Annotated in this window: 23 protein-coding genes; 16 read left to right on the plus strand and 7 right to left on the minus strand. The window is 61.8% G+C overall.

Annotated elements, in window-relative coordinates:
* Positions 1 to 19: 19 nt before the first annotated feature.
* From GJV78_RS06085 to GJV78_RS06105, 5 genes are all read right to left on the minus strand, one after another.
* The gene (locus GJV78_RS06085) at positions 20 to 973 is read right to left on the minus strand and encodes an ABC transporter permease (protein ID WP_155107489.1); all 954 of its coding nucleotides are present in this window, start codon (positions 971 to 973) and stop codon (positions 20 to 22) included.
* Between the two features lies 1 nt (position 974).
* Entirely contained in the window at positions 975 to 1964 is a 990-nt protein-coding gene (locus GJV78_RS06090) for an ABC transporter permease (RefSeq protein WP_155107490.1), read from the minus strand.
* The gene (locus GJV78_RS06095) at positions 1957 to 3465 is read right to left on the minus strand and encodes a sugar ABC transporter ATP-binding protein (protein WP_155107491.1); all 1509 of its coding nucleotides are present in this window, start codon (positions 3463 to 3465) and stop codon (positions 1957 to 1959) included. The genes GJV78_RS06090 and GJV78_RS06095 overlap by 8 nt, the downstream gene beginning before the upstream one ends.
* 105 nt (positions 3466 to 3570) lie before the next feature.
* A complete protein-coding gene (locus GJV78_RS06100) occupies positions 3571 to 4554 on the minus strand; it encodes an autoinducer 2 ABC transporter substrate-binding protein (RefSeq protein ID WP_155107492.1) in 984 nt (327 codons plus the stop codon).
* A 183-nt stretch (positions 4555 to 4737) separates the two neighbouring features.
* Entirely contained in the window at positions 4738 to 5058 is a 321-nt protein-coding gene (locus GJV78_RS06105; protein ID WP_155107493.1) for a hypothetical protein, read from the minus strand.
* On the opposite strand from GJV78_RS06105, the gene GJV78_RS06110 reads away from it, so the two are divergent.
* Entirely contained in the window at positions 5053 to 5691 is a 639-nt protein-coding gene (locus GJV78_RS06110; protein WP_155107494.1) for a DUF1007 family protein, read from the plus strand. The genes GJV78_RS06105 and GJV78_RS06110 overlap by 6 nt on opposite strands.
* A complete protein-coding gene (locus GJV78_RS06115; RefSeq protein ID WP_155107495.1) occupies positions 5682 to 6662 on the plus strand; it encodes a nickel/cobalt transporter in 981 nt (326 codons plus the stop codon). Before GJV78_RS06110 ends, GJV78_RS06115 begins: the two co-directional genes overlap by 10 nt.
* A 42-nt stretch (positions 6663 to 6704) precedes the next feature.
* Here the strand turns inward: GJV78_RS06115 and suhB are convergent, their stop codons facing one another.
* Positions 6705 to 7508, minus strand: a complete 804-nt coding sequence (gene suhB, locus GJV78_RS06120) for an inositol-1-monophosphatase (protein WP_155107496.1) — start codon at positions 7506 to 7508, stop codon at positions 6705 to 6707.
* Positions 7509 to 7813: 305 nt separating this feature from the next.
* Here suhB and trmJ point away from each other — a divergent pair, with 305 nt between their 5' ends.
* The 11 genes from trmJ (at position 7814) to sseB (ending at position 16800) form a co-directional block, all read left to right on the plus strand.
* Positions 7814 to 8539, plus strand: coding sequence for a tRNA (cytosine(32)/uridine(32)-2'-O)-methyltransferase TrmJ (gene trmJ, locus GJV78_RS06125; RefSeq protein ID WP_155107497.1), 726 nt, complete (start codon positions 7814 to 7816; stop codon positions 8537 to 8539).
* A gap of 211 nt (positions 8540 to 8750) precedes the next feature.
* Entirely contained in the window at positions 8751 to 9242 is a 492-nt protein-coding gene (gene iscR / locus GJV78_RS06130; RefSeq protein WP_155107498.1) for a Fe-S cluster assembly transcriptional regulator IscR, read from the plus strand.
* Between the two features lie 217 nt (positions 9243 to 9459).
* Complete coding sequence (iscS, locus tag GJV78_RS06135; protein ID WP_155107499.1) at positions 9460 to 10674, plus strand: cysteine desulfurase; 1215 nt, start codon at positions 9460 to 9462, stop codon at positions 10672 to 10674.
* 25 nt (positions 10675 to 10699) lie between these two features.
* Positions 10700 to 11086, plus strand: a complete 387-nt coding sequence (gene iscU / locus GJV78_RS06140; protein ID WP_155107500.1) for a Fe-S cluster assembly scaffold IscU — start codon at positions 10700 to 10702, stop codon at positions 11084 to 11086.
* 16 nt (positions 11087 to 11102) lie between these two features.
* Positions 11103 to 11426 carry an iron-sulfur cluster assembly protein IscA gene (gene iscA / locus GJV78_RS06145; protein ID WP_155107501.1) on the plus strand — a complete coding sequence of 108 codons (324 nt, stop codon included), beginning with the start codon at positions 11103 to 11105 and terminating at the stop codon, positions 11424 to 11426.
* A gap of 207 nt (positions 11427 to 11633) precedes the next feature.
* Entirely contained in the window at positions 11634 to 12149 is a 516-nt protein-coding gene (gene hscB, locus GJV78_RS06150) for a co-chaperone HscB (RefSeq protein ID WP_155107502.1), read from the plus strand.
* A gap of 15 nt (positions 12150 to 12164) precedes the next feature.
* The gene (gene hscA, locus GJV78_RS06155; RefSeq protein ID WP_155107503.1) at positions 12165 to 14015 is read left to right on the plus strand and encodes a Fe-S protein assembly chaperone HscA; all 1851 of its coding nucleotides are present in this window, start codon (positions 12165 to 12167) and stop codon (positions 14013 to 14015) included.
* Position 14016: 1 nt separating this feature from the next.
* On the plus strand, positions 14017 to 14352 hold the full coding sequence (fdx, locus tag GJV78_RS06160) for an ISC system 2Fe-2S type ferredoxin (RefSeq protein ID WP_155107504.1): 336 nt from the start codon (positions 14017 to 14019) through the stop codon (positions 14350 to 14352).
* 11 nt (positions 14353 to 14363) lie between these two features.
* Positions 14364 to 14564, plus strand: a complete 201-nt coding sequence (gene iscX, locus GJV78_RS06165; protein ID WP_155107505.1) for a Fe-S cluster assembly protein IscX — start codon at positions 14364 to 14366, stop codon at positions 14562 to 14564.
* A gap of 111 nt (positions 14565 to 14675) precedes the next feature.
* Positions 14676 to 15962, plus strand: coding sequence for an aminopeptidase PepB (pepB, locus tag GJV78_RS06170; RefSeq protein WP_155107506.1), 1287 nt, complete (start codon positions 14676 to 14678; stop codon positions 15960 to 15962).
* Positions 15963 to 16023: 61 nt separating this feature from the next.
* Entirely contained in the window at positions 16024 to 16800 is a 777-nt protein-coding gene (sseB, locus tag GJV78_RS06175; protein ID WP_155107507.1) for an enhanced serine sensitivity protein SseB, read from the plus strand.
* Between the two features lie 56 nt (positions 16801 to 16856).
* On the opposite strand, the gene sseA is transcribed toward sseB, so the two are convergent.
* A complete protein-coding gene (gene sseA / locus GJV78_RS06180; protein WP_230979079.1) occupies positions 16857 to 17711 on the minus strand; it encodes a 3-mercaptopyruvate sulfurtransferase in 855 nt (284 codons plus the stop codon).
* A 193-nt stretch (positions 17712 to 17904) separates the two neighbouring features.
* Here sseA and GJV78_RS06185 point away from each other — a divergent pair, with 193 nt between their 5' ends.
* The 3 genes from GJV78_RS06185 to ndk all read left to right on the plus strand — a co-directional run bounded on the left by GJV78_RS06185 (position 17905) and on the right by ndk (position 25904).
* Positions 17905 to 22842 carry an alpha-2-macroglobulin family protein gene (locus GJV78_RS06185; RefSeq protein WP_155107509.1) on the plus strand — a complete coding sequence of 1646 codons (4938 nt, stop codon included), beginning with the start codon at positions 17905 to 17907 and terminating at the stop codon, positions 22840 to 22842.
* The gene (gene pbpC / locus GJV78_RS06190; RefSeq protein ID WP_407929039.1) at positions 22843 to 25152 is read left to right on the plus strand and encodes a peptidoglycan glycosyltransferase PbpC; all 2310 of its coding nucleotides are present in this window, start codon (positions 22843 to 22845) and stop codon (positions 25150 to 25152) included.
* A gap of 320 nt (positions 25153 to 25472) precedes the next feature.
* Positions 25473 to 25904: a nucleoside-diphosphate kinase gene (gene ndk / locus GJV78_RS06195; RefSeq protein WP_155107510.1), complete on the plus strand. Its 432-nt coding sequence runs from the start codon at positions 25473 to 25475 to the stop codon at positions 25902 to 25904.
* The last annotated feature ends 232 nt before the right edge of the window (positions 25905 to 26136 follow it).

Genomic DNA, 26136 nt, shown 5'->3' on the forward strand with positions numbered 1-26136 from the left:
AATATTTTTTCTCCTGAAATCAGGCTTTACGATTCTGTAATGCGATAAAGAGGATCAGCACCGCGCCCCAGAGCGCCATGGTGAGATAGCTACTGATCCCCAGCAGGTTAAAGCCGCTCTCCAGCATCTGCAGCACCACAAGCGCCAGCACCAGGCCGATAATGCGCCCGAAGCCGCCGTCCGGGTTAATGCCGCCGAGAACGGAAGCGAGAATGGTCACCAGCAGGTAAGACTCGCCGTAACCGGCCTTTGCAGAGTTAAATTTGGCCATCATCAGAATGGCCGCCGCCCAGCCCAGCAGGGCGGAGATGATGTAGACGGAGATTTGCACCCGCACGGTATTGACGCCGCTGTAGCGGGTGGCCTGCTCATTGGAGCCGACCAGGTAGAGGCTGCGTCCGAGAGTGGTGTGCTCCAGCAGCACCCACAGCAGCAGCGCCACCAGCAGAAACAGCAGCAGCGCTACCGGAATACCGGCAATCGTGGCGTTGCCGAGGTACTGAATGGCGTTCGGGAAGCCGGAGATCACCGTCCCGTTGGAGAGCAGAATATTCAGGCCGGAAATCAGCGTCATCGTGCCGAGGGTGGCGAGAATCGGCGAGACGCCGACCCAGGCGATAAGCGCGCCGTTCAGGGTGCCGATCGCCACCGCTACCGCCACGCCCGCCAGCAGCGCCAGCGCCAGGAACAGCGGGTTATCCGGATGGCTGACGATCACCGCCGCCATCACCAGCGAGCAGGCGTTGGCCCCGGCGATAATCGACAGGTTAATACCGCCCGTCAGCATGGTTATGCCCATGCCCAGCGCCAGCATACCGAGGATCGGCAGCTGGGAGCCAATGGACTGGAAGTTGGCGATGCTGAAGAAGCGGCCGCCAAGCAGGATCGAGAAGGCCAACGCCACCACGACAATAATCACGCACTGCAGGCGGATGATGGCATCACCGGGTAAGAATCGGGTCAATGTTTTCATCTTAAAGCTCCCTTGCCAGTTTGCGTTTTTCGTTCCAGGCCGTGGCGCTGATGCTGACCAGGATAATGACGCCGCTGAACACGGTGTGCCAGTAGGAGGAGACCCCGAGCAGGGTCAGGCCGTTTTGTAAAAAGGCCAGCAGGATCACGCCGAGCAGCGTGCCGGTCAGCGTACCGCGGCCGCCGCTCATACTGGTGCCGCCGAGCACCACCGCCGCCAGCACCGTCAGCTCAAAGCCGAGCAGCGAGTTTGGCGCGACCGACTGGGTGATCTGCGCCTGCACCACGGCGGCGACGCCGGCGAGAATGCCCATATAGCCGTAGACGTAGAAGTGCAGCTTCAGCAGGTTCATTCCGAGACGCGAAGCCGCATCGCGGTTGCCGCCCATGGCGTAAATCTGGCGGCCGAGGCGGGTCGCATTCATCAGCACGGCGGTGATAACGATGGTTGCCCCCAGGCAGAGCAGCGGCAGGGTCAGGCCATAGTCGTAGCCGTCCGCTGCGGTAAACGACAGCCAGTTGATGCCGTTCATAAACCAGTCGGGGAAGCCGTACAGCCAGGTGCCTTTGGTGGCGTAGACCAGCAGGCCGTAGAAGACGTTCAGCGTGGCGATGGTGATGATAATCGCCGGCACGCGCAGCCAGTAGACCAGAAAGCCGTTGATCAGCCCGAGGAGCAGCCCGACCGCAACGGCGATCAGCAGCGCCAGCGCGAAGTTGCCGCCGTGGGCGATTACCCAGCTCGCCATGGCGTACTGGGCGATGGCGGTCATGGCGGGAAACGAAATGTCGATTCCGCCGGAAATTAACACCACGAACAGCCCGCAGGCGAGGATGCCGAGAATGGCGTAGCTGGTGGCGACGTCCGTCAGGTTGCCCAGCGAGAGGAACTCGTCGGTGCTGATGCTCAGCCCGACCGCCAGCGCAACCACCAGCAGCCCCAGCCAGAATTCATGTTGCCCGATCAAACGGGAGAGATGACTGTTATTCATTGATTACCTCGACCACCTCAGCGATCTCCTCTTCGCGGCAGCGATGAGGGTTAAATTCGGCCACCAGCTCCCCGCGCCGCATGACCAGCACGCGGTGGCTGTTGTAGTAGGCCTCCGGAATTTCATCGCAGATCATCAGCACCGCCATCCCCTGTTCGGCAAGATCGCGGGCAATCTGGTAAATCCCCTCTTTGTTGGCGATGTCCACGCCCACCGTCGGCGAATCCAGAATCAGGATACGCGGGCTGGTGGCCACCCATTTGGCAATGGCGATGCGCTGGGCGTTGCCGCCGGAGAGCGTTTTGACCGGCAGCTGTGGATCGGACACTTTAATATTCAGCTCGCGGATCAGGCGGGCCACCAGCCGCTGGGCCTTGCCGTGATCGAGCAGCCCGCTGCGGGTATGCAGCTGGTCGAAGACCGTGACGATGGTGTTGTCATAAATCGACTGCTCCATGATCAGCCCCTGGGTCAGGCGATCCTCCGAGACGTAGCCGATGCCGTGCCGGATGGCGTCGTGGTTGTTGCGTAGCCGGACCGGCTCGCCGTCGATCAGCATTTCGCCGCTCTCCGGGCGGGTCATGCCGAACAGGCTCAGGCAAAGCTCGGTGCGCCCGGCCCCCAGCAGACCCACGATGGAGACAATTTCGCCGCCGCGCAGCGACAGGCTGACGTTGTGATATTTCCCCTTGCGGCTCAGGTTGCGCAGCTCCAGCAGGGGCTTTTGTTCGACGGGAGGCTTCTCCGGCAGCGGGCTGTAGTGGAAGCGCTGGCCGGTCATCAGGAAGGCCAGCTCGTGGCTGTCGAGGTCGCTGGCCGGGTAAGTGCCCACCAGCCTGCCGTCGCGCATGACGCTGATGCGATCCGCCACCTCCATGACCTCGTCAAGACGGTGGCTGACGAAGACCACGCAGATGCCGTCCGCCTTCAGTTCGTTAACCACCCGCAGCAGGCCGTTGACCTCCTGGCGCGTCAGGGAGGCGGTTGGCTCATCCATAATGACCAGGCGCGCGTCGGCGGCAATGGCCCGGCAGATGGCCACCAGCTGGCGGTCGGCGATGGAGAGCTTCTCAACCTTTTTATCCGGATCGATGGTGACGCCGATGCGCTTCATTGCGGCCAGCGCCTGTCGCCGCATGGCACCCCGGCGCACCCAGATATCGCCGCCGGGGAGATAGCGGTTAACCGCAATATTCTCCGCCACGCTGAAGTTGGGAAACAGCGACAGATCCTGATAGATGACCTGGATGCCGTAGTGCGATGAGAGCTGCGGGGTCAGGTGGTGGAACAGCTTGCCGTCGAGCAAAATCTGCGCCCCTTTTTCCGGCTGATACACGCCGGAGATCACCTTAATGATGGTGCTTTTACCGCAGCCGTTTTGGCCCGCCAGACAGTGAACCTCCCCTTTTTCCAGGGTCAGATTCACGTTATCCAGCGCCAGCACGCCCGGGAATTGCTTGCTGATATTCTCAAGAGTGATAAATGCGGTGGTGTCTGTCATGGACAATACCCCTGCGAGCGTCCGTCCGGACGCTTAGCGTTAGTTTTTGTAGATAGCGCCGGCCGGGCGGCCGGCGACGGGTTTCCCTGGTGTGGGCTTAAGGCCTCAGAAACCGAGCGACTGGGCGTTGTCTTTGGTGACTTCGAGTATTTTATTAAAGCGGATCACCTTTTTCTCCATATCGACGTCGGCTTTGCCTAAACCGTCGATGGACAGATCCTGAGTCACTTCTTTGCCCTGCAGCAGTTGGTTAGCTACCGTGACCAGCGCGTATCCCGCGTCTTTGGGGTCCCACAGCAGCGCTTTTTTGATATCTCCACGCATCAGGTAAGGTGCCGCCTGGCCCGGCATGGCAATACCGACCACGGCAATCTTATCCTTAGCGCGCTTCTTCTGAACCGCCTGTCCGGCACCGATCGGGCCCAGCGAGCCGAAGCCGATAATCCCTTTCATCTGCGGATAAGTTTTCATCAGATCCAGCGTGGTGGCGTAAGATTTATCAATGCTCTCAGCGACCGGCAGGCGCGACGTCACTTCGAACATTTCCGGGTATTTTTCTTTCTGGTATTTAATGGCGAAATCGGCCCAGGCGTTATGTAACGGCACGGTCAGCGAGCCGACGTAGAGGGCATAGCCGCCTTTACCGCCCATATTTTTAGCCAGCTCATCAACGTTGGCCTGAGCGTATTTTTCGCTGTCGATGGTTTCGATATCCCACTGACCAATTTGCTGATCGGGTGATTCGTGGGACAGAACGACGATCCCCTTCTCCCGCGCCTTTTTCAGCACCGGCTCAAGCACTTTGGCGTCATTAGGAACCACGATAATCGCGTTCACGTTCTTGGCGATCAAATCCTCAATAACCTTCACCTGCTGGGCCGGATCGGGAGTAGAAGGACCGGTCTGGTAGGCGTGTACGTCCAGCTTCTTAGCCGCTTCGTTGACGCCGGTTTCCATCCGGTTGAACCAAGGGATACCGGTCACTTTGGCAACTACGGCAATTTCATATTTTTCCGCTGCAAAGGACGTGCCGGACAACATGCATGCAGAAACCAGGGTTGCACTGAGTAATGCGAGTTTGAATTTCATCGTTGTACCTTTTATCAGGGTCAGGGCATGTCACGCCGTGAGGTTAACAATGAAGGAAAGAGGTAATGAACAGCAAATGCAGAAAGTGTGATATACATCCGCCAAAGTTAATTTTTAGATAAATATTGGTTAAAAAATAGTTAAATTGAACCTGAATGCACATACAGTGCAGGGGTTTTTCTGTTAAATTAAATGTTTATTTAAACATAAATTTAACTGATCGTTATCATTTGATGTTTTAACGATCCTCCGCAGTCTGCTTTCAGGCTGGCTGGCGGCAGAGGAAATTTGCAAAATTGAGAACTGAATCGAGACCAGAATCTGTGCCCCCAGGAAGGTGTTGAATGTTATCCTCACCGCAGCGTCATCAGGCTGGATATCCGTCACAGGGCAGGCGGTACGCACTCCCGCCCGCTCAAAAACGCTTTGCGCCTCGGCAGGATGCGTAAATAATTCAGAGGATTTCTGGCTGGCCCGGATTTTTGCTATGGAGAAGAGATGCAACCTATTAAACGCGCCGCGCTGATATTTTTTCTCGCCGTACTGTCCGCGGGCGTCGGTGCCCATCCTCACAGCTTTATTTATCTGCAAACGCAGCCGGTGAGCGAAAATGACAGCCTCGTGGCGCTGCAGATGCGCTGGGCGATGGATGAGCTGACTTCCGCCGATCTGCTCTACGACGCGGGGGACGCGCAGCCCGGTTCGGCAGTCTGGAAAAGGCTGGCGACGGAGGTGATGGCCAACGTGCTGGCGCAGCACTATTTCACTGAGCTGTGGCGTGGTGATAAGCCGGTGGCCTTGCAAAAGCGGCCGACGACCTACTCGCTGACCAGAGAGGGCCATCAGGCGGTGCTGACCTTTGTGCTGCCGCTGGCCGAGCCGCAGCCGCTTGGCGGAGAGAGCTATACCTTTTCGACCTTCGACCCCTCTTATTATGTGGATATGAGCTATGCGGAGGAGAAAGACGCCTCGCTGCCGCAGAATCTGGAGGGGCGCTGCCGGATTGTCGTAGAGACCCCGACGCCCGGCGAAGAGATGCTGAGCTTTGCGCAGTCCCTCGACAGAGCGGACGCCCCGCCGGAGGATATGAATTTAGGTAAACAGTTTGCGCAGAAGGTGACGCTGCAATGTCGATAATTTCTCCGCTCCTTCGGCAAAGCCGCCGCGGGCTGGCGCTCTGGCCGCTGGCGCTGTTTCTGCTGCTTCTGGCGGCGGGAGGACTCTGGCTGTGGCAGGCATGGCCGCAGGTGATGGTAAAAAGCGTGCTCTGGCAGCGGGAGGTCAATCAGCAGATGAGCGGACTGCTGAAGGCGGTGGCCGCTAAACCGGCGCAGGCGGGCGGGCCGCTGCTGCTGTTCAGCTTTATGTACGGGGTGTTCCACGCGCTGGGGCCGGGGCACGGCAAGGTGGTGATCGCCACCTGGCTGGCGACCCATCCGTCGAAGCTCCGGTCGGGCATTTTCCTGACGCTGGCCTCCTCTCTATTGCAGGGGCTGGTGGCGATCGCGCTGGTCGTGGCGGTGCTGATGGTGTTCCGGCTTCCGGCGCGGCAGCTTCACCTGAGCAGCTTCTGGCTGGAGAGGGTAAGCTATGGGCTGGTCGGCGCGCTGGGCGTTATTCTTTGCTGGCGGGCGCTGAAAAAGCTGCTTGCCCTGGCGGGGCGGCCGACGTTCAGCACATTGACGCCGCACCACGCCCACTCGCAGGGCTGCGGCTGCGGACATCAGCATCTGCCGACGCCGGAGCGGCTGCAGAGTGAAGATGACCGCCGCGCCCGGCTGATGATTATTCTGTCGATGGGGATGCGGCCCTGCTCCGGGGCGATTATGGTGCTGCTGTTCAGCAAGGTAATCGGCGTTTTTGCCTGGGGAATGGCCTCGGCGCTGGCGATGGCCGCAGGCACATCGCTGACGGTTAGCGCGCTGGCGGTGCTGACCCACAGTTTCCGCACCCTGGCGGTAAAGCTGAGCGGCCATAAGGCTCCCGCACTCTGGCGGCAGATCGGCTGGGCTACGCTGGCGCTGGCCGGCGGCATGATACTGATCGCGGCGGCGGGCGTGATGTGGGCGAGTACGGCAGCAACGGGAAGCGGGGGAAGACCGTTTTGATTAACGACGCCGGACGTGCTGGCAGCGCCCGGCGTCGGCGCATTAGCGCTTCAGCGCGTCGCTCAGCGTATCGCGCATAGAGGCCAGCATCGATTTCACTACGCGCGGGTTACCCGCCACGAGGTTGCCGGTCATGATGTAGTTATGGCCGCCGGTGAAGTCGCTGACGATGCCGCCCGCTTCGCGTACCAGCAGCTCGCCCGCGGCGAAATCCCACGGACGCAGGCCAATCTCAAAGAAACCGTCAACGCGGCCGGCCGCCACATAGGCCAGATCCAGCGCGGCGGAGCCGGTGCGGCGGAAGTCCGCGCATTCGGTGAATAGCTTGCCGACGATATTGATATAGGTGGCCGCATGCTGTTTGGCCTTGAACGGGAAGCCGGTGGCCAGAATGGTGCCGTCCAGATCGCGGGCGTTGCTGCCGCGCAGACGGTAGCCGTTCAGCTGCGCGCCCTGGCCGCGGGTAGCGGTGAACAGTTCGTTGCGCATCGGATCGTAAACCACGGCGACTTCCGTACGGCCTTTAATGCGTACGGCGATAGATACCGCGAAGTGCGGCAGGCGCTTGATAAAGTTGGTGGTGCCATCCAGCGGATCGATAACCCATTGAACATCCTGATCTTCACCAATATGTTCACCGCTTTCTTCGGTGATGATGGTGTGCTGCGGGTAAGATTTGCGAATGGTGTCGATAATCACCGCTTCGGCGGCCTTATCCACGTTGGTCACGAAATCGTTACTGCCTTTCTGGCTCGCCTCTACGGCGTCCGGAGTTTCATAGTTTTTGGCAATTATATTACCCGCCTTGCGCGCGGCGCGCACGGCGATGGTCAGCATCGGATGCATCGGTCTCTCTCACTGGATGTTAAAGAACGGGGAAAACGGCGCGGAGTATAGCAGCAAATTCGGAATATGTCCTGGTTTTATGTTAGGCTGTCTCCGTTAATCAATTGCGAACATCGTTGGCGGCCCTTCGGGATTCGGACCGGAAACCTGTACCGTGCGTGGTCAGAGAACAAATCGGCTTAGCCGATTTGAACGCCGCTGGCGGCGGCCCTTCAGGGGGAGGCCCTGGGCCGAATAAAGCCAACGCACATGCGACCTGCGGTATAACAGGGATCGCGGAATAACCTTTTAACTGAAGAGAGACAATGCTGCAAAATATTCGAATTGTGCTGGTCGAAACCTCTCATACCGGCAATATGGGTTCCGTGGCCCGCGCCATGAAGACCATGGGATTAACTAATTTGTGGCTGGTGAACCCGCTGGTCAAACCCGACTCTCAGGCCATCGCCCTGGCGGCGGGGGCCAGCGACGTCATCGGCAATGCACAGATCGTCGGAACGCTCGACGAAGCGCTGGCCGGCTGCAGTCTGGTGGTGGGCACCAGCGCCCGCTCCCGGACGCTGCCGTGGCCGATGCTCGATCCGCGCGAGTGCGGGCTGAAAAGCGTGGTGGAGGCGGCGAGCGCGCCGGTGGCGCTGGTTTTCGGACGCGAGCGCGTCGGCCTGACCAACGACGAGCTGCAGAAGTGCCACTACCACGTGGCGATCGCCGCAAACCCGGAGTACAGCTCGCTGAATCTGGCGATGGCGGTACAGGTTATCGCTTATGAGGTGCGCATGGCGTGGCTGGCGCAGGAAGAGAGCGCCGGAGAGCGGCCTGAAGAGACGCCCTATCCGCTGGTGGACGATCTGGAGCGTTTTTATGAGCATCTGCAGCAGACCCTGGTGGCGACCGGTTTTATTCGCGAAAACCATCCCGGACAGGTGATGAACAAGCTGCGTCGTCTGTTTACCCGCGCCCGCCCGGAGAGCCAGGAGCTGAACATCCTGCGCGGCATACTGGCTTCTGTCGATGAGCATAAAGGAAGCTAAGACCGTCGGCGCAGAGGTAACCAGGCCCGGCGGACGGAAGCCGCGCCGCCGGGAAGTTCAAAACTGTGCTGAAGGTTAAATACCCGACTAATCCAGTCAAGTAAATAGTTGACTGTTTTAGTCGGGAATGTCAGACTTGCTCCTGCTATGCAAGACCCCCATTTTACAATAAAAAACCCCGGGCAGGGGCGTGTTTGAGGTTAAGTAAGACATGAGACTGACATCGAAAGGGCGTTACGCCGTGACCGCAATGCTGGACGTTGCGCTCAATTCTGAATCTGGCCCGGTGCCGTTAGCCGACATCTCTGAACGTCAGGGAATTTCGCTTTCCTACCTGGAGCAGCTATTTTCCCGTTTGCGTAAAAATGGCCTGGTATCCAGCGTCCGCGGGCCGGGCGGCGGCTATCTGCTCGGCAAAGATGCGGGCAGCATCGCGGTAGGAGAAGTGATCAGCGCGGTCGACGAGTCGGTTGACGCCACCCGCTGTCAGGGCAAAGGCGGCTGCCAGGGGGGCGATAAATGCCTGACCCACGCGCTGTGGCGCGATCTGAGCGACCGCCTGACCGGCTTTCTCAACAACATCACCCTGGGCGAGCTGGTTAGAAATCAGGAAGTCCGGGACGTCTCCGGTCGGCAGCATACTCATGACGCTCCGCGTGCGGGTCGTGCCCAGGAGGCGATCGACGTTAAGCTTCGCGCCTGATTCCGCCGCGGGCGGCATCGGCGGTTCACCCCGGCCGCCTGCTGAGGCAGGGCTCGGGAAAGATACGCAGCTACCGCCTTGCTGAAATTCAACGCGGTCAGGCAACGATAATAAGATTGTAGAGTCAGGCCGGGGCCTCCAGGTCCCGTTAACACGGTCGTACATCCAGCCGGTTGCCTGGTTCCTTGCATTGAGTGATGTACGGAGTTTAAGAGCAATGAAATTACCGATTTATCTCGACTACTCCGCAACCACGCCGGTGGATCCGCGTGTTGCCGAGAAAATGATGCAGTTTCTCACCCTGGACGGGACCTTTGGTAATCCGGCCTCCCGTTCACACCGTTTCGGCTGGCAGGCGGAAGAGGCGGTGGATATCGCCCGTAACCAGATAGCCGAGCTGGTCGGCGCTGACCCGCGCGAAATCGTTTTTACCTCCGGCGCGACGGAGTCCGATAACCTGGCGATTAAAGGCGCAGCCAACTTTTATCAGAAAAAAGGCAAGCACATCATCACCAGCAAAACCGAACACAAGGCCGTGCTTGACACCTGTCGCCAGCTGGAACGTGAAGGGTTTGAGGTCACGTACCTGGCACCGCAGCGCAACGGGATCATCGACCTGAAAGAGCTTGAGGCGGCAATGCGCGACGACACTATCCTCGTCTCCATCATGCACGTGAACAACGAAATCGGCGTGGTGCAGGATATCGCCACCATCGGCGAAATGTGCCGGGCGCGCGGCATCGTCTATCACGTTGACGCCACCCAGAGCGTGGGCAAGCTGCCTATCGACTTAAGCCAGCTGAAGGTGGACCTGATGTCCTTCTCCGGCCACAAAATCTACGGTCCGAAAGGCATCGGCGCGCTGTACGTGCGCCGTAAGCCGCGGATACGCATCGAGGCGCAGATGCACGGCGGCGGCCACGAGCGCGGTATGCGCTCCGGCACCCTGCCGGTTCACCAGATCGTCGGCATGGGCGAAGCCTACCGCATCGCCAAAGAAGAGATGGCCAGCGAGATGGCGCGCCTGCGCGAGCTGCGCAACCGCCTGTGGAACGGCGTGAAGGATCTGGAAGAGGTCTACCTGAACGGCGATCTCGAACAGGGCGCGCCGAACATCCTGAACGTCAGCTTTAACTACGTTGAAGGCGAGTCGCTGATCATGGCGTTAAAAGACCTGGCGGTTTCGTCCGGCTCCGCCTGCACCTCCGCGAGCCTCGAACCATCCTACGTGCTGCGCGCGCTGGGTATGACCGACGAGCTGGCGCACAGTTCTATTCGTTTCTCTCTGGGGCGTTTTACCACCAGCGATGAGATTGATTACACCATTGACCTGGTTCGCAAATCCATCGGCCGCCTGCGCGAGCTTTCCCCGCTGTGGGAAATGCACAAGCAGGGCGTGGATCTGAACAGCATCGAGTGGTCACACCATTAATCGGCATCGGTAAGGAGAATTCATCATGGCTTACAGCGAAAAAGTAATCGATCACTACGAGAATCCACGTAACGTGGGCTCCTTTGACAACGGCGACGAGAACGTCGGCAGCGGCATGGTGGGAGCACCGGCCTGCGGCGACGTGATGAAGCTACAGATAAAAGTCAACAATGAGGGTATCATTGAGGACGCGCGTTTTAAAACCTACGGCTGCGGTTCCGCCATCGCCTCCAGCTCTCTGGTCACCGAGTGGGTGAAGGGAAAATCGCTGGACGAAGCGCAGGCGATCAAAAACACCGATATTGCCGATGAGCTTGAGCTGCCGCCGGTGAAAATTCACTGCTCCATCCTGGCAGAAGACGCAATCAAAGCCGCTATTGCGGATTACAAAAGCAAACGTGAAGCAAAATAAGAATTGAGGTTTTGTTATGTCGATTACACTTAGCGACAGTGCAGCAGCGCGAGTAACTACCTTTCTGGCCAACCGTGGTAAAGGGTTCGGTCTGCGCCTGGGCGTAAGAACCTCCGGCTGCTCTGGTATGGCTTATGTACTGGAATTTGTTGATGAACCGGCTGCCGAAGATACCGTGTTTGAAGACAAAGGCGTGAAGGTCGTGATCGACGGCAAGAGCCTGCAATTTCTGGACGGTACGCGGCTGGACTTCGTTAAAGAAGGTCTGAACGAAGGGTTCAAATTCAGCAACCCGAACGTGAAAGACGAGTGCGGCTGCGGCGAAAGTTTCCAGGTGTAACCTGTTTACCGATAGCCCCGCCCGGGCCTCCTGCGCGTAGGGGCTATCGCGTACTGGTCATGCTTTACGTTGCAGAGGCGCAGGCTGCGCTTGCTCTTTCCGGCCGTTTGCCTTCCGTAAGCGCCGGGGATTCATCCGTCAGCCCGCTTCCTGCAACGGTATTCCTGATTCTCCGCTATCGTCGGAGATCGCTGCCCTGAGAATGTTATGGACTACTTCACCCTCTTTGGCTTACCGGCTCGTTACCCGCTCGATACCCAGGCGCTGAGCCTGCGTTTTCAGGATCTGCAACGTCAGTACCATCCTGATAAATTCGCCAGCGGAACGCAGGCGGAACAGCTTGCCGCTGTACAGCAGTCGGCCACCATTAACCAGGCCTGGCAAACGCTGCGCCATCCTCTGACGCGCGCCGAATATCTCCTCTCCCTGCACGGTTTCGATCTGGCCAGCGAACAGCATACGGTCCGCGACACGGCGTTTCTTATGGAGCAGCTGACGCTGCGCGAGGAGCTTGACGACATTGAACAGGCAAAAGATGAAGCGCGGCTGGAATCCCTGATGAGCCGCGTAAAGACAATGTTTGATACCCGCCATCAGCAGATGGTGGAGCAGCTGAACAGCGAGGCGTGGGAGACGGCGGCGGACACCGTGCGTAAACTGCGCTTTCTCGATAAACTGCGCCATTCAGCAGAACAGCTTGAAGAGAAGCTGCACGATTTTTAAATTCCGGAAGCGAATATGGCCTTATTACAAATCAGTGAGCCTGGTCTGAGCGCCGCGCCGCATCAGCATCGTCTGGCGGCGGGCATCGACTTAGGCACCACCAACTCCCTGGTTGCGACCGTTCGCAGCGGACAGGCGGAAACGCTCGCCGATCGCGACGGCCATCACCTGCTGCCCTCAGTGGTTCACTATCAGCCGCAGGGCCACACGGTAGGCTACGCCGCCCGCGACAACGCGGCGCTGGATGCCGCCAACACCATCAGCTCGGTAAAACGGATGATGGGCCGCTCGCTGGCCGATATTCAGAGCCGCTACCCGCATCTGCCCTACCGTTTTCAGGCCAGCGCCAACGGCCTGCCGATGATTGAAACGGCGGCGGGCCTGCTGAACCCGGTGCGGGTTTCCGCCGATATCCTGAAGGCGCTGGCGGCGCGGGCCACCGAGTCGCTCTCCGGCGAGCTGGACGGGGTGGTGATTACCGTTCCGGCCTATTTTGACGACGCGCAGCGCCAGGGCACCAGGGACGCCGCGCGGCTGGCGGGGCTGCACGTTTTGCGCCTGCTCAACGAGCCGACCGCGGCGGCCATCGCCTACGGCCTCGACTCCGGCAAAGAGGGGGTTATTGCGGTCTACGATCTCGGCGGCGGCACCTTTGATATCTCCATTCTGCGCCTGAGCCGCGGGGTGTTTGAAGTGCTGGCGACCGGCGGCGACTCCGCCCTCGGCGGCGACGATTTTGACCATCTGCTGGCGGATCACATTCGCGAGCGGGCGGGCCTCGCCGATCGCAGCGACAATCGCCTGCAGCGCGAGCTGCTGGACGCCGCCATCGCGGCGAAAATCGCCCTTAGCGACGCCGAAGCGGTGAAGGTCAGCGTCGCCGGCTGGCAGGGCGACATCACCCGCGAACGGTTTAACGATCTTATCTCCGCGCTGGTGAAGCGCACGCTGCTGGCCTGCCGCCGCGCCCTGAAGGACGCGGGCGTTGAGGCGCAGGAGGTGCTGGAGGTGGTGATGGTAGGTGGCTCCACCCGCGTACCGCTGGTGCGCGAGCGGGTGGGCGAATTCTTTGGCCGCACGCCGTTGACCGCCATCGACCCGGATAAAGTGGTCGCCATCGGCGCGGCGATTCAGGCGGATATTCTGGTCGGCAACAAGCCGGACAGCGAAATGCTGCTGCTCGACGTGATCCCGCTGTCGCTGGGCCTTGAAACCATGGGTGGCCTGGTGGAGAAAGTGATCCCGCGTAATACCACGATTCCGGTGGCGCGCGCCCAGGATTTTACTACCTTTAAGGACGGCCAGACCGCGATGTCGATCCACGTGATGCAGGGCGAACGCGAGCTGGTGCAGGACTGCCGCTCGCTGGCGCGCTTTGCCCTGCGCGGCATCCCGGCGCTGCCCGCCGGCGGGGCGCATATTCGCGTCACCTTCCAGGTGGATGCCGACGGCCTGCTGAGCGTCACTGCGATGGAGAAATCCACCGGGGTGGAGGCCTCTGTTCAGGTCAAACCCTCCTACGGCCTGACGGACACCGAAATCGCCGCCATGATTCAGGATTCGATGAGCTTTGCCGAGCAGGACGTCAAAGCCCGCATGCTGGCGGAGCAGAAGGTTGAGGCGGCCCGGGTGCTGGAAAGCCTCTCCGGCGCGCTGGCGGCGGACGCGGGGCTGCTCAGCCCGGCGGAACGCCAGGCCATTGATGCTGCTGCCGAAAGCCTGAGCGCGGCGGCGCGGGGCGACGACGTTGACGCCATAGAACAAGCCATTAAAAACGTAGACAAGCAAACCCAGGAATTTGCCGCTCGCCGCATGGACCAGTCGGTCCGCAGCGCGCTGAAAGGCCATTCCGTGGACGAGGTTTAATATGCCAAAGATTGTTATTCTGCCCCATCAGGACCTGTGTCCGGACGGCGCGGTTCTGGAAGCTGACAGCGGTGAAACCATTCTCGATGCGGCGCTGCGCAACGGCATCGAAATTGAACACGCCTGCGAGAAATCCTGCGCCTGTACCACCTGTCACTGCATCGTGCGCGAAGGCTTTGACTCCCTGGCGGAAAGCTCGGAGGAAGAAGACGACATGCTGGATAAAGCCTGGGGGCTGGAGCCGGAGAGCCGCTTAGGCTGCCAGGCGCGGGTCACCAATGAGGATCTGGTGGTCGAAATTCCTCGTTACACCATTAACCATGCGCGCGAGCATTAACAGGGGATAGTATGGGACTCAAGTGGACCGACAGCCGCGCAATCGGCGAGGCGCTGTACGATGCGTTTCCCGATCGCGATCCTAAGACCGTGCGCTTTACCGACCTTCATCAGTGGATTTGCGATCTTGAAGCGTTCGACGACGATCCCGCCGCTTCCAGTGAAAAAATTCTGGAGGCTATTCTGCTGGTCTGGCTGGACGAAGCGGACTAATTTGTACCCGGCGGGGCCGGCGCTTGTCGCGCCGCCGTCGCGTGTACGACCGAGTGGAAAATAACATGGGCTGCCTGATGGCGGCCCGTTTGCCAATAAGGATACATAATAATGACCGAAGCGATGAAGATTACGCTCTCCGGCGAGGCGGCCGACGCCCGCTGGGGTGAAAAAGCCCTCTGGAGCACAGATAACAACGGCATCACGCTACACCTTAACGGCAAAGACGATGCGGGGCTGATCCAGCGCGCGGCGCGCAAGATTGACGGCCTCGGCATCAGGCACGTTCAGCTGGACGGCGAAGGCTGGGACGTGGAGCGCTGCTGGGCGTTCTGGCAGGGCTATCGGGGGCCGAAGGGCAGCCGTCAGGTTGACTGGCCGACGCTGGAGGCCGAAGCGCGGCGGGAGCTTGAGAGCCGTCTGACCATCATCGACTGGGTGCGCGACACCATCAACGCCCCGGCGGAGGAACTGGGGCCTGAGCAGCTGGCGCAGCGCGCCGTCGACCTGCTGTGCGGCGTCGCCTGCGACCATATCTCTTACCGTATTACTAAGGGTGAAGATCTGCGCGAGCAGAACTATATGGGGCTGCACGCCGTCGGGCGCGGCTCCGCGCGTCCGCCGGTGCTGCTGGCGCTGGACTACAACCCGACGGGCGATAAGAACGCGCCGGTATACGCCTGCCTGGTCGGCAAAGGCATCACCTTTGATTCCGGCGGCTACAGCATCAAGCAGAGCGCCTTTATGGACTCAATGAGGTCCGATATGGGCGGGGCGGCCACCGTTACCGGCGCGCTGGCGTTCGCCATTACCCGCGGCCTGAACCGGCGCGTCAGGCTCTGGCTGTGCTGCGCGGATAACCTGATTAGCGGCAACGCCTTTAAGCTGGGCGATATCATTCGCTATCGCAACGGAAAGACCGTGGAGGTGATGAACACCGACGCGGAGGGGCGGCTGGTGCTGGCGGACGGCCTGATTGAGGCGAGCGCGCAGAAGCCGGAGCTGCTTATCGACGCCGCCACCCTGACCGGAGCGGCAAAAACCGCGTTAGGCAACGACTATCACGCGCTGTTCAGCTTTGACGATAATCTCGCCGGGCGTCTGCTGGCGAGCGCGGCGGCAGAAAACGAATCCTTCTGGCGGCTGCCGCTGGCGGAATTCCACCGTAGCCAGCTGCCGTCTAACTTTGCCGATCTGAGCAACGTCGGCAGCGCCGCCTGCCCGGCCGGGGCCAGCACCGCGGCGGCTTTCCTGTCGCACTTTGTGGAGAGCTATCGCGAAGGCTGGCTGCATATTGACTGCTCGGCGACCTGGCGTAAAACTCCGGTTGAACAGTGGTCCGCCGGGGCCACCGGCCTGGGCGTGCGGACTATTGCGAATCTGTTGACCGCTGGGTAATTTTTCCCCTGCCCCTCTCCCCAGAGGGGCAGGGGAGTTAGCCACACTTTCTGGAACCGCTATGTCCGAAACTAAAAATGAACTGGAAACGCTGCTGGAAAAAGCGGCGATCGAACCGGCGCACCGCCCGGCATTTTTCCGCACTCTGCTGGAGTCCACCGTCTGGGTGCCCGGCGTAGCCGCAGAGGGCGGGGCGGTAGTCGAGAGCAGCGCGCTGGATCTGCAGCACTGGGAAAAAGAGGACGGCACCTCCGTCATCCCGTTCTTTACCTCGCCGGCCGCGCTGCAGCAGGCGGTGCGGGAAGAGCAGGCCTTTGTGGCGATGCCGGCGCGCGCCCTGTTTGAGATGACGCTGGGAGAGACGCTGTTTCTCAACGCCCGGCTGCCGGTCGGCAAAGAATTTATGCCGCGTGAAATCAGCCTGCTGCTTGGTGAAGAGGGCAGCCCGCTCAGCGTTCAGCAGGTGCTGGAAGGGGGCGAATCGCTGATTCTGTCGGAAGTGGCGGAGCCGCCGGCCCAGATGATTGACTCGCTTATCACGCTGTTTAAAACCCTCAAGCCGGTAAAGCGCGCCTTCCTGTGCGCGATAAAAGAGAGCGAGGAGGCGCAGCCGAATCTGCTGATTGGCATTGAGGCCGACGGCGATATGACGGCGATTATTCATGCGGCGGGCAGCGTGGCCACCGATACGCTGCCGGGCGACGAGCCGGTGGATATCTGTGAGGTAAAAAAGGGCGAGCAGGGCGTCAGCCATTTTATAACGGAACATATCGCCCCGTTCTACGAGCGTCGCTGGGGCGGGTTCCTGCGCGATTTTAAGCAGAGCCAGATCTCCTGACGCCGGGGGAGCCGGAGGAGAGGCCCGCACTCTCCTCCGGCGACGAAAGCGGAGGGCTACGCCGGTTCCACCGGCAGATCGTCCCGCGCCCCCCATTCGCTCCATGCGCCGTCGTACAGCGAAACGTCGGCGACGTTCAGCGTCGCCAGCGCCAGCATCACCACGGCGGCGGTGACGCCGGAGCCGCAGCTGGCGATAATCGGCCTGTCGAAGCTGACCCCGTGGCGGAAGAAAACCGCCTCCAGCTCGTCGGTGGTCTTCAGCTCGCCGTTCTGCACCAGCTCCGTCCAGGGCACGTTCAGCGCGCCCGGTATATGGCCGCGCCGAAGGCCGGGACGCGGCTCGTCCACTTCCGCATTAAAGCGCGCCGCCGGGCGCGCATCGACAATCTGTGCGCTGCGTTCATGGCTGGCCAGCAGCACGTCGGTGAGGCGCACCACGGCGTCGGGAGGGAAGGTCGCGTCGAACTCGCCGTCCGCCAGCGTCACCTCGCCCTGCTGCAGCGGCAGCGCATCCCGCTGCCAGCCCGCCAGCCCGCCGCCCAGAATCGACACCTTCTCCGCGCCAAAGGCGCGCAGCATCCACCACGCGCGCGGCGCGGAGAAGAGGTCCCCCTCGTCATAAACGATCAGATGCTTGTCCTGATGAACCCCCAGCTCGCGCATGGCGACGGCGAAGGCCTCCGGGCGCGGCATCATGTGCGGCAGCGGCGAAGCGGCGTCGGAAAGCGCCTCAATGTCAAAAAACAGTGCGCCGGGAATGTGGCCTTCGCGATATTCCTGAGCCACGTCGCGGGTTTCCTGCCCGGGCGGGGCCATTCGGGCATCAATAATCTGAATTTCCGCATCGTCAATATGCTCGGCAAGCCAGTCGACAGCAACAAACCAGGAGGTGGACATAGGCGTCTCCATTTTTATCAGGTCAAGGCTAAATTGTCGGACGTTTGGCCCAAAGGGACAAGCGGCAGAGCGTGAATTATCCGGGGGAGCCACATTTCCTGAGAAATTTCAGAATCTGTTGCCGCAGTCGTCGCTTTCACAATAAAAAAACTCCTGCATAATAATTGCCCTATATTGCTAACGGGCCGCAGGGCCAGGGAAGAAAATGAGATACCTATGCGCAGTCGCCTGCACGCTGATACTGACTCTGGCCGGATGCGACAACGGCGAGAGTGCTAAGACACCGATCGTCGCCAGGAACGATACCTCCGCCGCGCAGCCGGCGTCGGCGAAGCCGGATGAAGAAACGTTGCAAAAGCTGGCCCGGCAGAGCGCCGGCAAAGCGCTGACGCTGCTGGACGCCTCCGAGGTTCAGCTGGACGGCGCGGCGACGCTGGTGCTGACCTTCTCCGTGCCCTTAGATCCGCAGCAGGATTTTGCCCGCACCGTTCACGTGGTGGATAAAAAGAGCGGCAAAGTTGACGGCGCATGGGAACTTTCCCCCAGCCTTAAGGAGCTGCGGTTGCGCCATCTGGAGCCGCAGCGCGAGCTGCTGCTGTCTATCGATTCTGAGCTAAGGGCGCTGAACAAGGCGACCTTTGAAATCAATTATGAAAAGACGATCGTCACCCGCGAGATCCAGCCGAGCGTGGGTTTCGCCAGCCGTGGTTCGCTGCTGCCGGGGAAGGTCGTCGAGGGGCTGCCGGTGCTGGCGCTGAACGTCGACAGCGTGGACGTAAACTTCTTCCGGGTGAAGTCCGAGGCGCTGGCGGCCTTCGTCAGCCGCTGGCAGTACCGGCGTTCGCTCGTCAACTGGCAGTCGGAAGAGCTGCTGAAGATGGCGGATCTGGTCTACAGCGGCCGTTTTGAACTCAATCCGGCACCCAATACCCGCGAGAAGCTGCTGTTGCCGCTGAGCGAGATTAAGCCGCTGCAGCAGGCTGGCGTCTATATCGCGGTGATGGCTAAAGCCGGACAGTATGACTACCGCAACGCTGCCACGCTATTTACCCTCAGCGATATTGGCGTTTCCGCCCATCGCTATCAGCAGCGCCTTGACCTCTTCATCCAGAGCCTGGAAAACGGCACCGCGCTGTCGGGCGTTGAGGCGATGCTGCTTGACGAAAAGGGGCAGACGCTGGCGCGGGCCACCAGCGACGCGCAGGGGCATCTGCAGCTGGAAAATAACCCTAAGGCCGCGCTGCTGCTGGCGCGCAAGGAGGGCCAGACCACCCTCCTTGACCTGAAGCTGCCGGCGCTGGACCTGGCGGAGTTCGCCATCGCCGGCCCGCCGGGCTACAACAGGCAGTTCTTTATGTTTGGCCCCCGGGATCTCTATCGTCCGGGGGAGACCGTGCTGCTCAACGCCCTGCTGCGCGACAGCGACGGTCAGACCCTGCCGGATCGGCCGGTGAGGCTGGAGGTGGTGAAGCCGGATGGCCAGGTGATTCGTACCACCGTCGTTCAGCCGGAAAAGGGCCTGTACCGCTTTCGCTGGGCGCTGGACGACGACGCGCCTGTCGGCAACTGGCATATTCGCGCCAACATCGGCGACGATCGTCTCCGTACGTGGGATTTCCACGTTGAAGATTTTATGCCAGAGCGGATGGCGCTCAGCCTGACGGGGCAGAAGCTCCCCGTTACGCCCTCGGAAACGGTGAAATTTTCGGTTGCCGGCTACTACCTGTACGGCGCGCCCGCCAGCGGCAACGCTCTGCAGGGGCAGCTGTACCTGCGTCCGCTGCGCGAGGCGGTGAAGGCGCTGCCGGGATTCGAGTTCGGCGATATCGCCGGGGAGAACCTCTCCCGCAGCCTTGACGAAGTGCAGATGATCCTTGACGAGGGCGGTCGCGCTGAGGTGGCCGCCCCCAGCCAGTGGCGGGAAACCCGCTCGCCGCTGCAGGTTATCCTGCAGGCCAGCCTGCTGGAGTCCGGCGGCCGTCCGGTGACCCGCCGCACCGGGCAGGCCATCTGGCCCGCCGACGCGCTGCCGGGCATCCGTCCGCAGTTTGCCGCCAGGGCGCTGTATGACTACCGCACCGACGCCACGGTCAACCAGCCGTTTGTCGATGAGAACAGCAGCGCCGATTTTGACATTGTTTACGCCGACGCGCAGGGCGAAAAGAGGGCGGTGTCGGGTCTGCAGGTGCGTTTGATTCGCGAACGCCGCGACTATTACTGGGACTGGTCGGAAGACGAGGGCTGGAGATCGCAGCATGACCAGAAAGATCTGCTGGAAAGCGAACGGACGCTGGATCTTGGGGCCGGGGAAACCGGCAGAGTCAGCTTTCCGGTAGAGTGGGGGGCTTATCGCCTGGAAGTGAAAGCGCCGAACGGCGCGGTCAGCAGCGTCCGCTTCTGGGCGGGATACCGCTGGCAGGACAACAGCGACGGCGGCGGCGCGGCGCGCCCGGATCGCATTACTCTGAAGCTGGATAAGCCCGCCTATCGCCCTGGTGATACCCTCGGGCTGCACGTTGTTGCACCGGCGGCCGGGAAAGGCTATGTCATGGTGGAGTCGTCCGACGGGCCGCTCTGGTGGCAGGAAATTGACGTACCGGCCGAGGGCCTTGATCTGGCGATCCCGGTCGATAAAAGCTGGAACCGTCACGATCTCTATCTCAGCGCGCTGGTGGTTCGCCCCGGCGATAAATCGCGTTCGGCCACGCCGAAGCGCGCCGTCGGCCTGCTGCATTTACCGCTCGGTGATGAAAACCGCCGCCTGGCCCTGACGCTGGACGGTCCGGCGAAAATGCGCCCCAACCAGCCGCTGACCGTGAAAATTAAAGCCAGCGACAAAAACGGCGTCGCTCCGAAGCAGGTCAACGTGCTGATCTCCGCGGTGGACAGCGGCGTACTCAATATTACCGACTACGTCACGCCGGATCCCTGGCAGGCGTTCTTCGGCCAGAAGCGCTACGGCGCGGATATTTACGACATTTACGGGCAGGTTATCGAAGGGCAGGGGCGTCTGGCAGCCCTGCGCTTCGGCGGCGACGGCGATAAGCTCAAGCGCGGCGGTAAACCGCCGGTGAACCACGTTAATATCGTGGCGCAGCAGGCCCTGCCGGTAACGCTGAATGAGCAGGGAGAGGGCAGCGTTACCCTGCCCATCGGCGATTTCAACGGCGAGCTGCGGGTGATGGCCCAGGCGTGGACCGCAGACGCCTTCGGCAGCGGCGAAAGTAAAACCATCGTTGCCGCGCCGGTTATCGCGGAGCTGAACAGGCCGCGTTTTATGGCCGGCGGCGACACCTCGCGCCTGGCCCTGGACATCACCAACCTGACGGAGCGCGCGCAGTCCATCAGCGTTGAGCTGGCGGCCAGCGGTCTGCTTGAGCTTGTCGGGCAGGCCTCCGCATCGGTTCGCCTGGAGCCGGGCGTGCGCACTACGCTGTTTGTGCCGGTGCGGGCGCTGGAAGGCTTTGGGAGTGGCGAGCTGCAGGCGTCCATCGCCGGACTGTCGCTGCCGGACGAGGATTTCTCCGTGCAGCAGAAGCAGTGGACGATCGGCGTGCGTCCGGCCTTCCCGGCGCAGACCGTCAACAGCGGCACCGTTCTGCAGCCGGGAGAAACCTGGCGCGCGCCGGTGCAGCAGCTGGAAAACTTCTCTCCGGCGACGCTGCAGGGGCAGCTACAGCTCAGCGGCAGTCCGCCGTTAAACCTGGCGCGCGCTATTCGCGAGCTGAAGGCGTACCCCTATGGCTGCCTGGAGCAGACCACCAGCGGGCTGTTCCCGTCGCTCTATACCAATGCCGCGCAACTGAAGGCGCTGGGCATTGAGGGCGACAGCGATGAGAAGCGCCGGGGGGCGGTTGAGCTGGGTATTTCCCGCCTGCTGCAGATGCAGCGCGGTGACGGCGGCTTTGCGCTGTGGGATAAAGCGGGGCCGGAGGAGCAGTGGCTGACGGCCTATGCTATGGATTTCCTCGTACGGGCGGGCGAGCAGGGCTATGACGTTCCGCCTGAGGCGGTTAGCCGGGGCAACGCGCGGCTGCTGCGCTATCTGCAGGACCCGGGAGTGCTATCGGTGCGCTACAGTGACAATGCGCAGGCGAGCCGGTTTGCCATACAGAGCTATGCGGCGCTGGTGCTGGCGCGGCAGCAAAAGGCACCGCTCGGCACGCTGCGTGAGATCTGGGAGCAGCGCGATCGGGCGGCTTCCGGCCTGCCGCTGCTGCAGCTGGGGGTGGCGTTGAAAACGATGGGCGACGCCCGGCGCAGCGAGCAGGCCATTGAGCTGGGGCTGGAGAAGCGTCGGAACGGCCAGCGCTGGATCGGCGACTACGGCAGCGAAGTGCGCGACAGCGCGCTGAAGCTGGCGCTGCTGGAGGAGAATAACCTCCGGCCGGAGGCGCGGTTCGCGCTGCTTCACCATCTGTCTGAAGCGGTGTACGGCAAGAGCTGGCTCTCTACCCAGGAGAATAACGCGCTGTTTCTCGCCGCCCGCAATCTGCAGGATCTGCCGGGGAGCTGGCAGGCTCAGACCTCCCTCGCGGAACAGCCGCTTACGGGGGATAAGGCGCAAATCCGCAATCTTGACGCCGACCAGCTCTCCGCGCTGGAGGTGACCAATAGCGGCAGCCAGCCGCTGTGGCTGCGGCTGGACAGCAGCGGCTATCCGCAGTCGACTCCGGCGCGTGCCAGCAACGTTCTGCAGATTGAGCGTCATATTCTGGGCACCGGCGGTGAGATCCGGTCGCTTGACTCCCTGCACAGCGGCGAGCTGGTGCTGGTCTGGCTGGAGGTGAAGGCCAGCAGGAACGTGCCGGACGCGCTGGTGGTCGACCTGCTGCCTGCCGGGCTGGAGCTGGAAAACCAGAACCTGGCGAACAGCAGCGCCAGCCTTGAAGAGAGCGGCGATACGGTGCGCACGCTGTTGGATCAGATGCAGCAGGCGGATATTCAGCACCTTGAGTTTCGCGATGATCGCTTTGTTGCGGCCGTGGCGGTCAACGCATATCGGCCGGTGACGCTGGTCTATCTGGCGCGGGCGGTAACGCCGGGAACCTATCGCCTGCCGGTGCCGATGGTGGAATCCATGTACGTTCCGCAGTGGCGCGCCACCGGCGCGGCGGAGGATCTGCTGATTGTGAAGCCCTGAATGATGCGACGCACAAAACGCGGCGGTCGGCTCCTGCTGGCCGCCGCGCCTTTTCTGCTGCTGTTTGTCCTGTGGGCGGCCGATAAAATCTGGCCGCTGCCTCTTCACGAGGTGAATCCGGCGCGGGTGGTGGTGGCCCATGACGGCACGCCGCTCTGGCGCTTTGCCGATGCGGAGGGTATCTGGCGCTATCCGGTTACCCTGGAGGAGGTGTCCCCGCGCTACCTTGAGGCGCTGATCGGCTATGAAGACCGCTGGTTCTGGCGGCATCCCGGGATCAATCCCTTCTCCACGGCGCGCGCCGCCTGGCAGGCGCTGGTCAACGGACGGATAATATCCGGCGGCAGCACCCTGACCATGCAGACGGCGAGGCTGCTGGAGCCGCATCCGCGAACCCTCGGCGGCAAGCTTCGTCAGACCTGGCGCGCTCTGCAGCTGGAGTGGCACCTGTCGAAGCGCGATATTCTGACGCTGTACCTTAACCGGGCCCCCTTCGGCGGAACGCTGCAGGGAGTGGGGGCGGCAAGCTGGGCTTACCTCGGCAAACCGCCGACGCAGCTGAGCTACTCCGAAGCGGCGCTGCTTGCGGTGCTGCCGCAGGCACCAAGCCGGCTGCGCCCGGATCGCTGGCCGGAACGGGCCGAAGCCGCGCGCAATAAGGTACTTGAGCGGATGGCGACGCTGGGCGTCTGGTCCCAACGGCAGGCGCGGGAGTCCCGGGAGGAGCCGGTCTGGCTGGCCCCCCGGCAGATGCCGCAGCTGGCACCGCTGTTTTCCCGCATGATGCTTGGCAAAAGCCGCGGCAACAAGATTATCACCACCCTCGACGCCGGGCTGCAGCGGCAGCTGGAGGATCTGGCGCTGCACTGGAAAACGCGCCTGCCGCCGCGCGGCTCGCTGGCGATCGTCGTGGTCGATCATACCAGCATGAGCGTTCGCGGCTGGGTCGGTTCGGCGGATCTGAACGACGAGAGCCGCTTTGGCCACGTGGATATGGTGAGCGCGATCCGCTCGCCCGGATCGCTGCTGAAGCCTTTTGTCTATGGCCTGGCGCTGGATGAGGGGCTGATCCATGCGGAATCGCTACTGCAGGACGTGCCGCGCTATACCGGGGACTACCGGCCAGGCAACTTTGACAGCGGATTTCACGGGCCGGTCAGCATGAGCGAGGCGCTGGTGCGCTCGCTGAATTTACCGGCGGTGCAGGTGCTGGAAGCCTATGGGCCAAAACGCTTTGCGGCGAAGCTGCGCAACGTCGGGCTGCCGCTGTACCTGCCGGGGGACGCGGTGCCGAATCTGTCGCTGATCCTCGGCGGCGCGGGGGCGCGGCTGGAAGATATGGCGGCCGCCTGGAGCGCTTTCGCCCGCGGCGGCAGGGCGGCGAAGCTTCGCCTGCAGCCGGACGATCCGCTGGTGGAACGCCCGCTGCTGTCGCCGGGTGCGGCGTGGATCCTCCGGCGGGTAATGGCCGACGAGGCCCGGCCGCTGCCGGATGACGCCCTGCCGCGCGTCGCCCCGCTGGCGTGGAAAACCGGCACCAGCTATGGCTATCGCGACGCCTGGGCGATAGGCGTGAACGCCCGCTATATTATCGGCATCTGGACGGGCAGGCCGGACGGCACGCCGGTGGCCGGGCAGTTTGGCTTCGCCAGCGCGGTGCCGCTGCTGACCCAGGTTAATAATCTGCTGCTGGCGCGCGCTTTATCGCTGCCCGAAGATCCGCGTCCGCCCTCCGTCACCCGCGGCGTTATCTGCTGGCCGGGGGGGCAGTCGCTGCCGGCGGGGGACGCCAACTGCCGCCGCCGCCTGGCGAGCTGGCTGCTGGATGGCAGCCAGCCGCCCACTCTGCTGCTGCCCGGCCAGGAAGGGGTCGGCGGGATTCGCTTTCCGGTGTGGCTTGACGAGGCGGGGCGGCGGGTGGCCGCCGACTGCCCGCAGGCCCGCCAGCAGACGCTGATCGTCTGGCCTCTGCCGCTTGAGCCCTGGCTGCCTGCCGCCGAACGGCGTAGCGCAAGGCTGCCACCGGCGTCGCCGACGTGTCCGCCGCTGGGCCTGGCCGCGCCGCCGCCGCTACAGCTGACGGGCGTACGCGACGGGGCGCTGGTTAAGCGGCTGCCGGGCGCGCCGGCGGCTTCGTTGCCGCTGCAGACCCGCGGCGGCGTGGGAGATCGCTGGTGGTTTCTCAACGGCAAACTGCTGGCGGCACGCGCGCCCGGGATAACCCTCCGGCTGACGGAAAAAGGAGAATATCAGCTGCTGGTTATGGACGAAGCGGGGCAAACCGCCAGAATTGAATTTACCCTGCACTAGCCCCGCGCAGGCCGCCGTGTTGCTTGTATGTGTTTTATTTTAAAAAAATGTTACCTCAAGCCATAGGCAATGGCCGTGATGCTCTTTATAATCCGCGCCAGGCTAAATCATTCGGCTGGCATGACGAAAGGTAGCGTGTTTTGAACAGCCCCAGAGCTGGACCGAAAGGGTGAGCCTCTGTGGTTGAATCACGCGACAGGCGAGCGACAAATTCGCCAGGGCGAGCCTCATGGCTGAGCTGAGTAGCCAAAGGCCAGCGCACAGGCAGCCTGAAGAAGTATGACGGATATACAACAACAGAACAGCTATCAGAGGTAATCATGGCTATTGAACGGACTTTTTCCATCATCAAACCCAACGCGGTGGCAAAAAACGTTATTGGCAATATCTTTATGCGCTTCGAAGCGGCAGGGTTTAAAATCGTCGGCACGAAAATGCTGCACCTGACCGTTGAGCAGGCGCGCGGTTTCTATGCCGAGCACGACGGGAAGCCGTTCTTTGACGGTCTGGTCGAGTTTATGACCTCCGGGCCGATCGTGGTGTCCGTTCTGGAAAGCGAAAACGCCGTCCAGCGCCATCGCGACCTGCTGGGGGCCACCAACCCCGCTAACGCGCTGGCGGGGACGCTGCGCGCCGACTATGCCGACAGCTTTACCGAAAACGGCACCCACGGCTCCGATTCACTGGCGTCCGCACAGCGTGAAATTGCCTACTTCTTTGGCGAGGGCGAAGTGTGCCCGCGCACCCGTTAGCCCCATCTCCTGCGCTCTTTGTGGCCCGACGGCGTTAGGTGCATCCTCCGTCCGGCCGCCCTGAGGTTCAGGCTTTCGGGAGCGGGACGGCCGCCGGTTGACGACGCTGAATCCGCTGACGGTGGTGCCGATTATTTTTCGCTAATCGCCGCTGCGGACGTGGCATCCTTGCCGCAGAATTTGTACAATGCCGCCCCCCGGACGAGCAGATCGTGCGCCGGGGCGTCTCTTT

It is taken from the genome of Intestinirhabdus alba (genome assembly GCF_009711095.1).
Taxonomy (GTDB): Bacteria; Pseudomonadota; Gammaproteobacteria; order Enterobacterales; family Enterobacteriaceae; genus Intestinirhabdus; species Intestinirhabdus alba.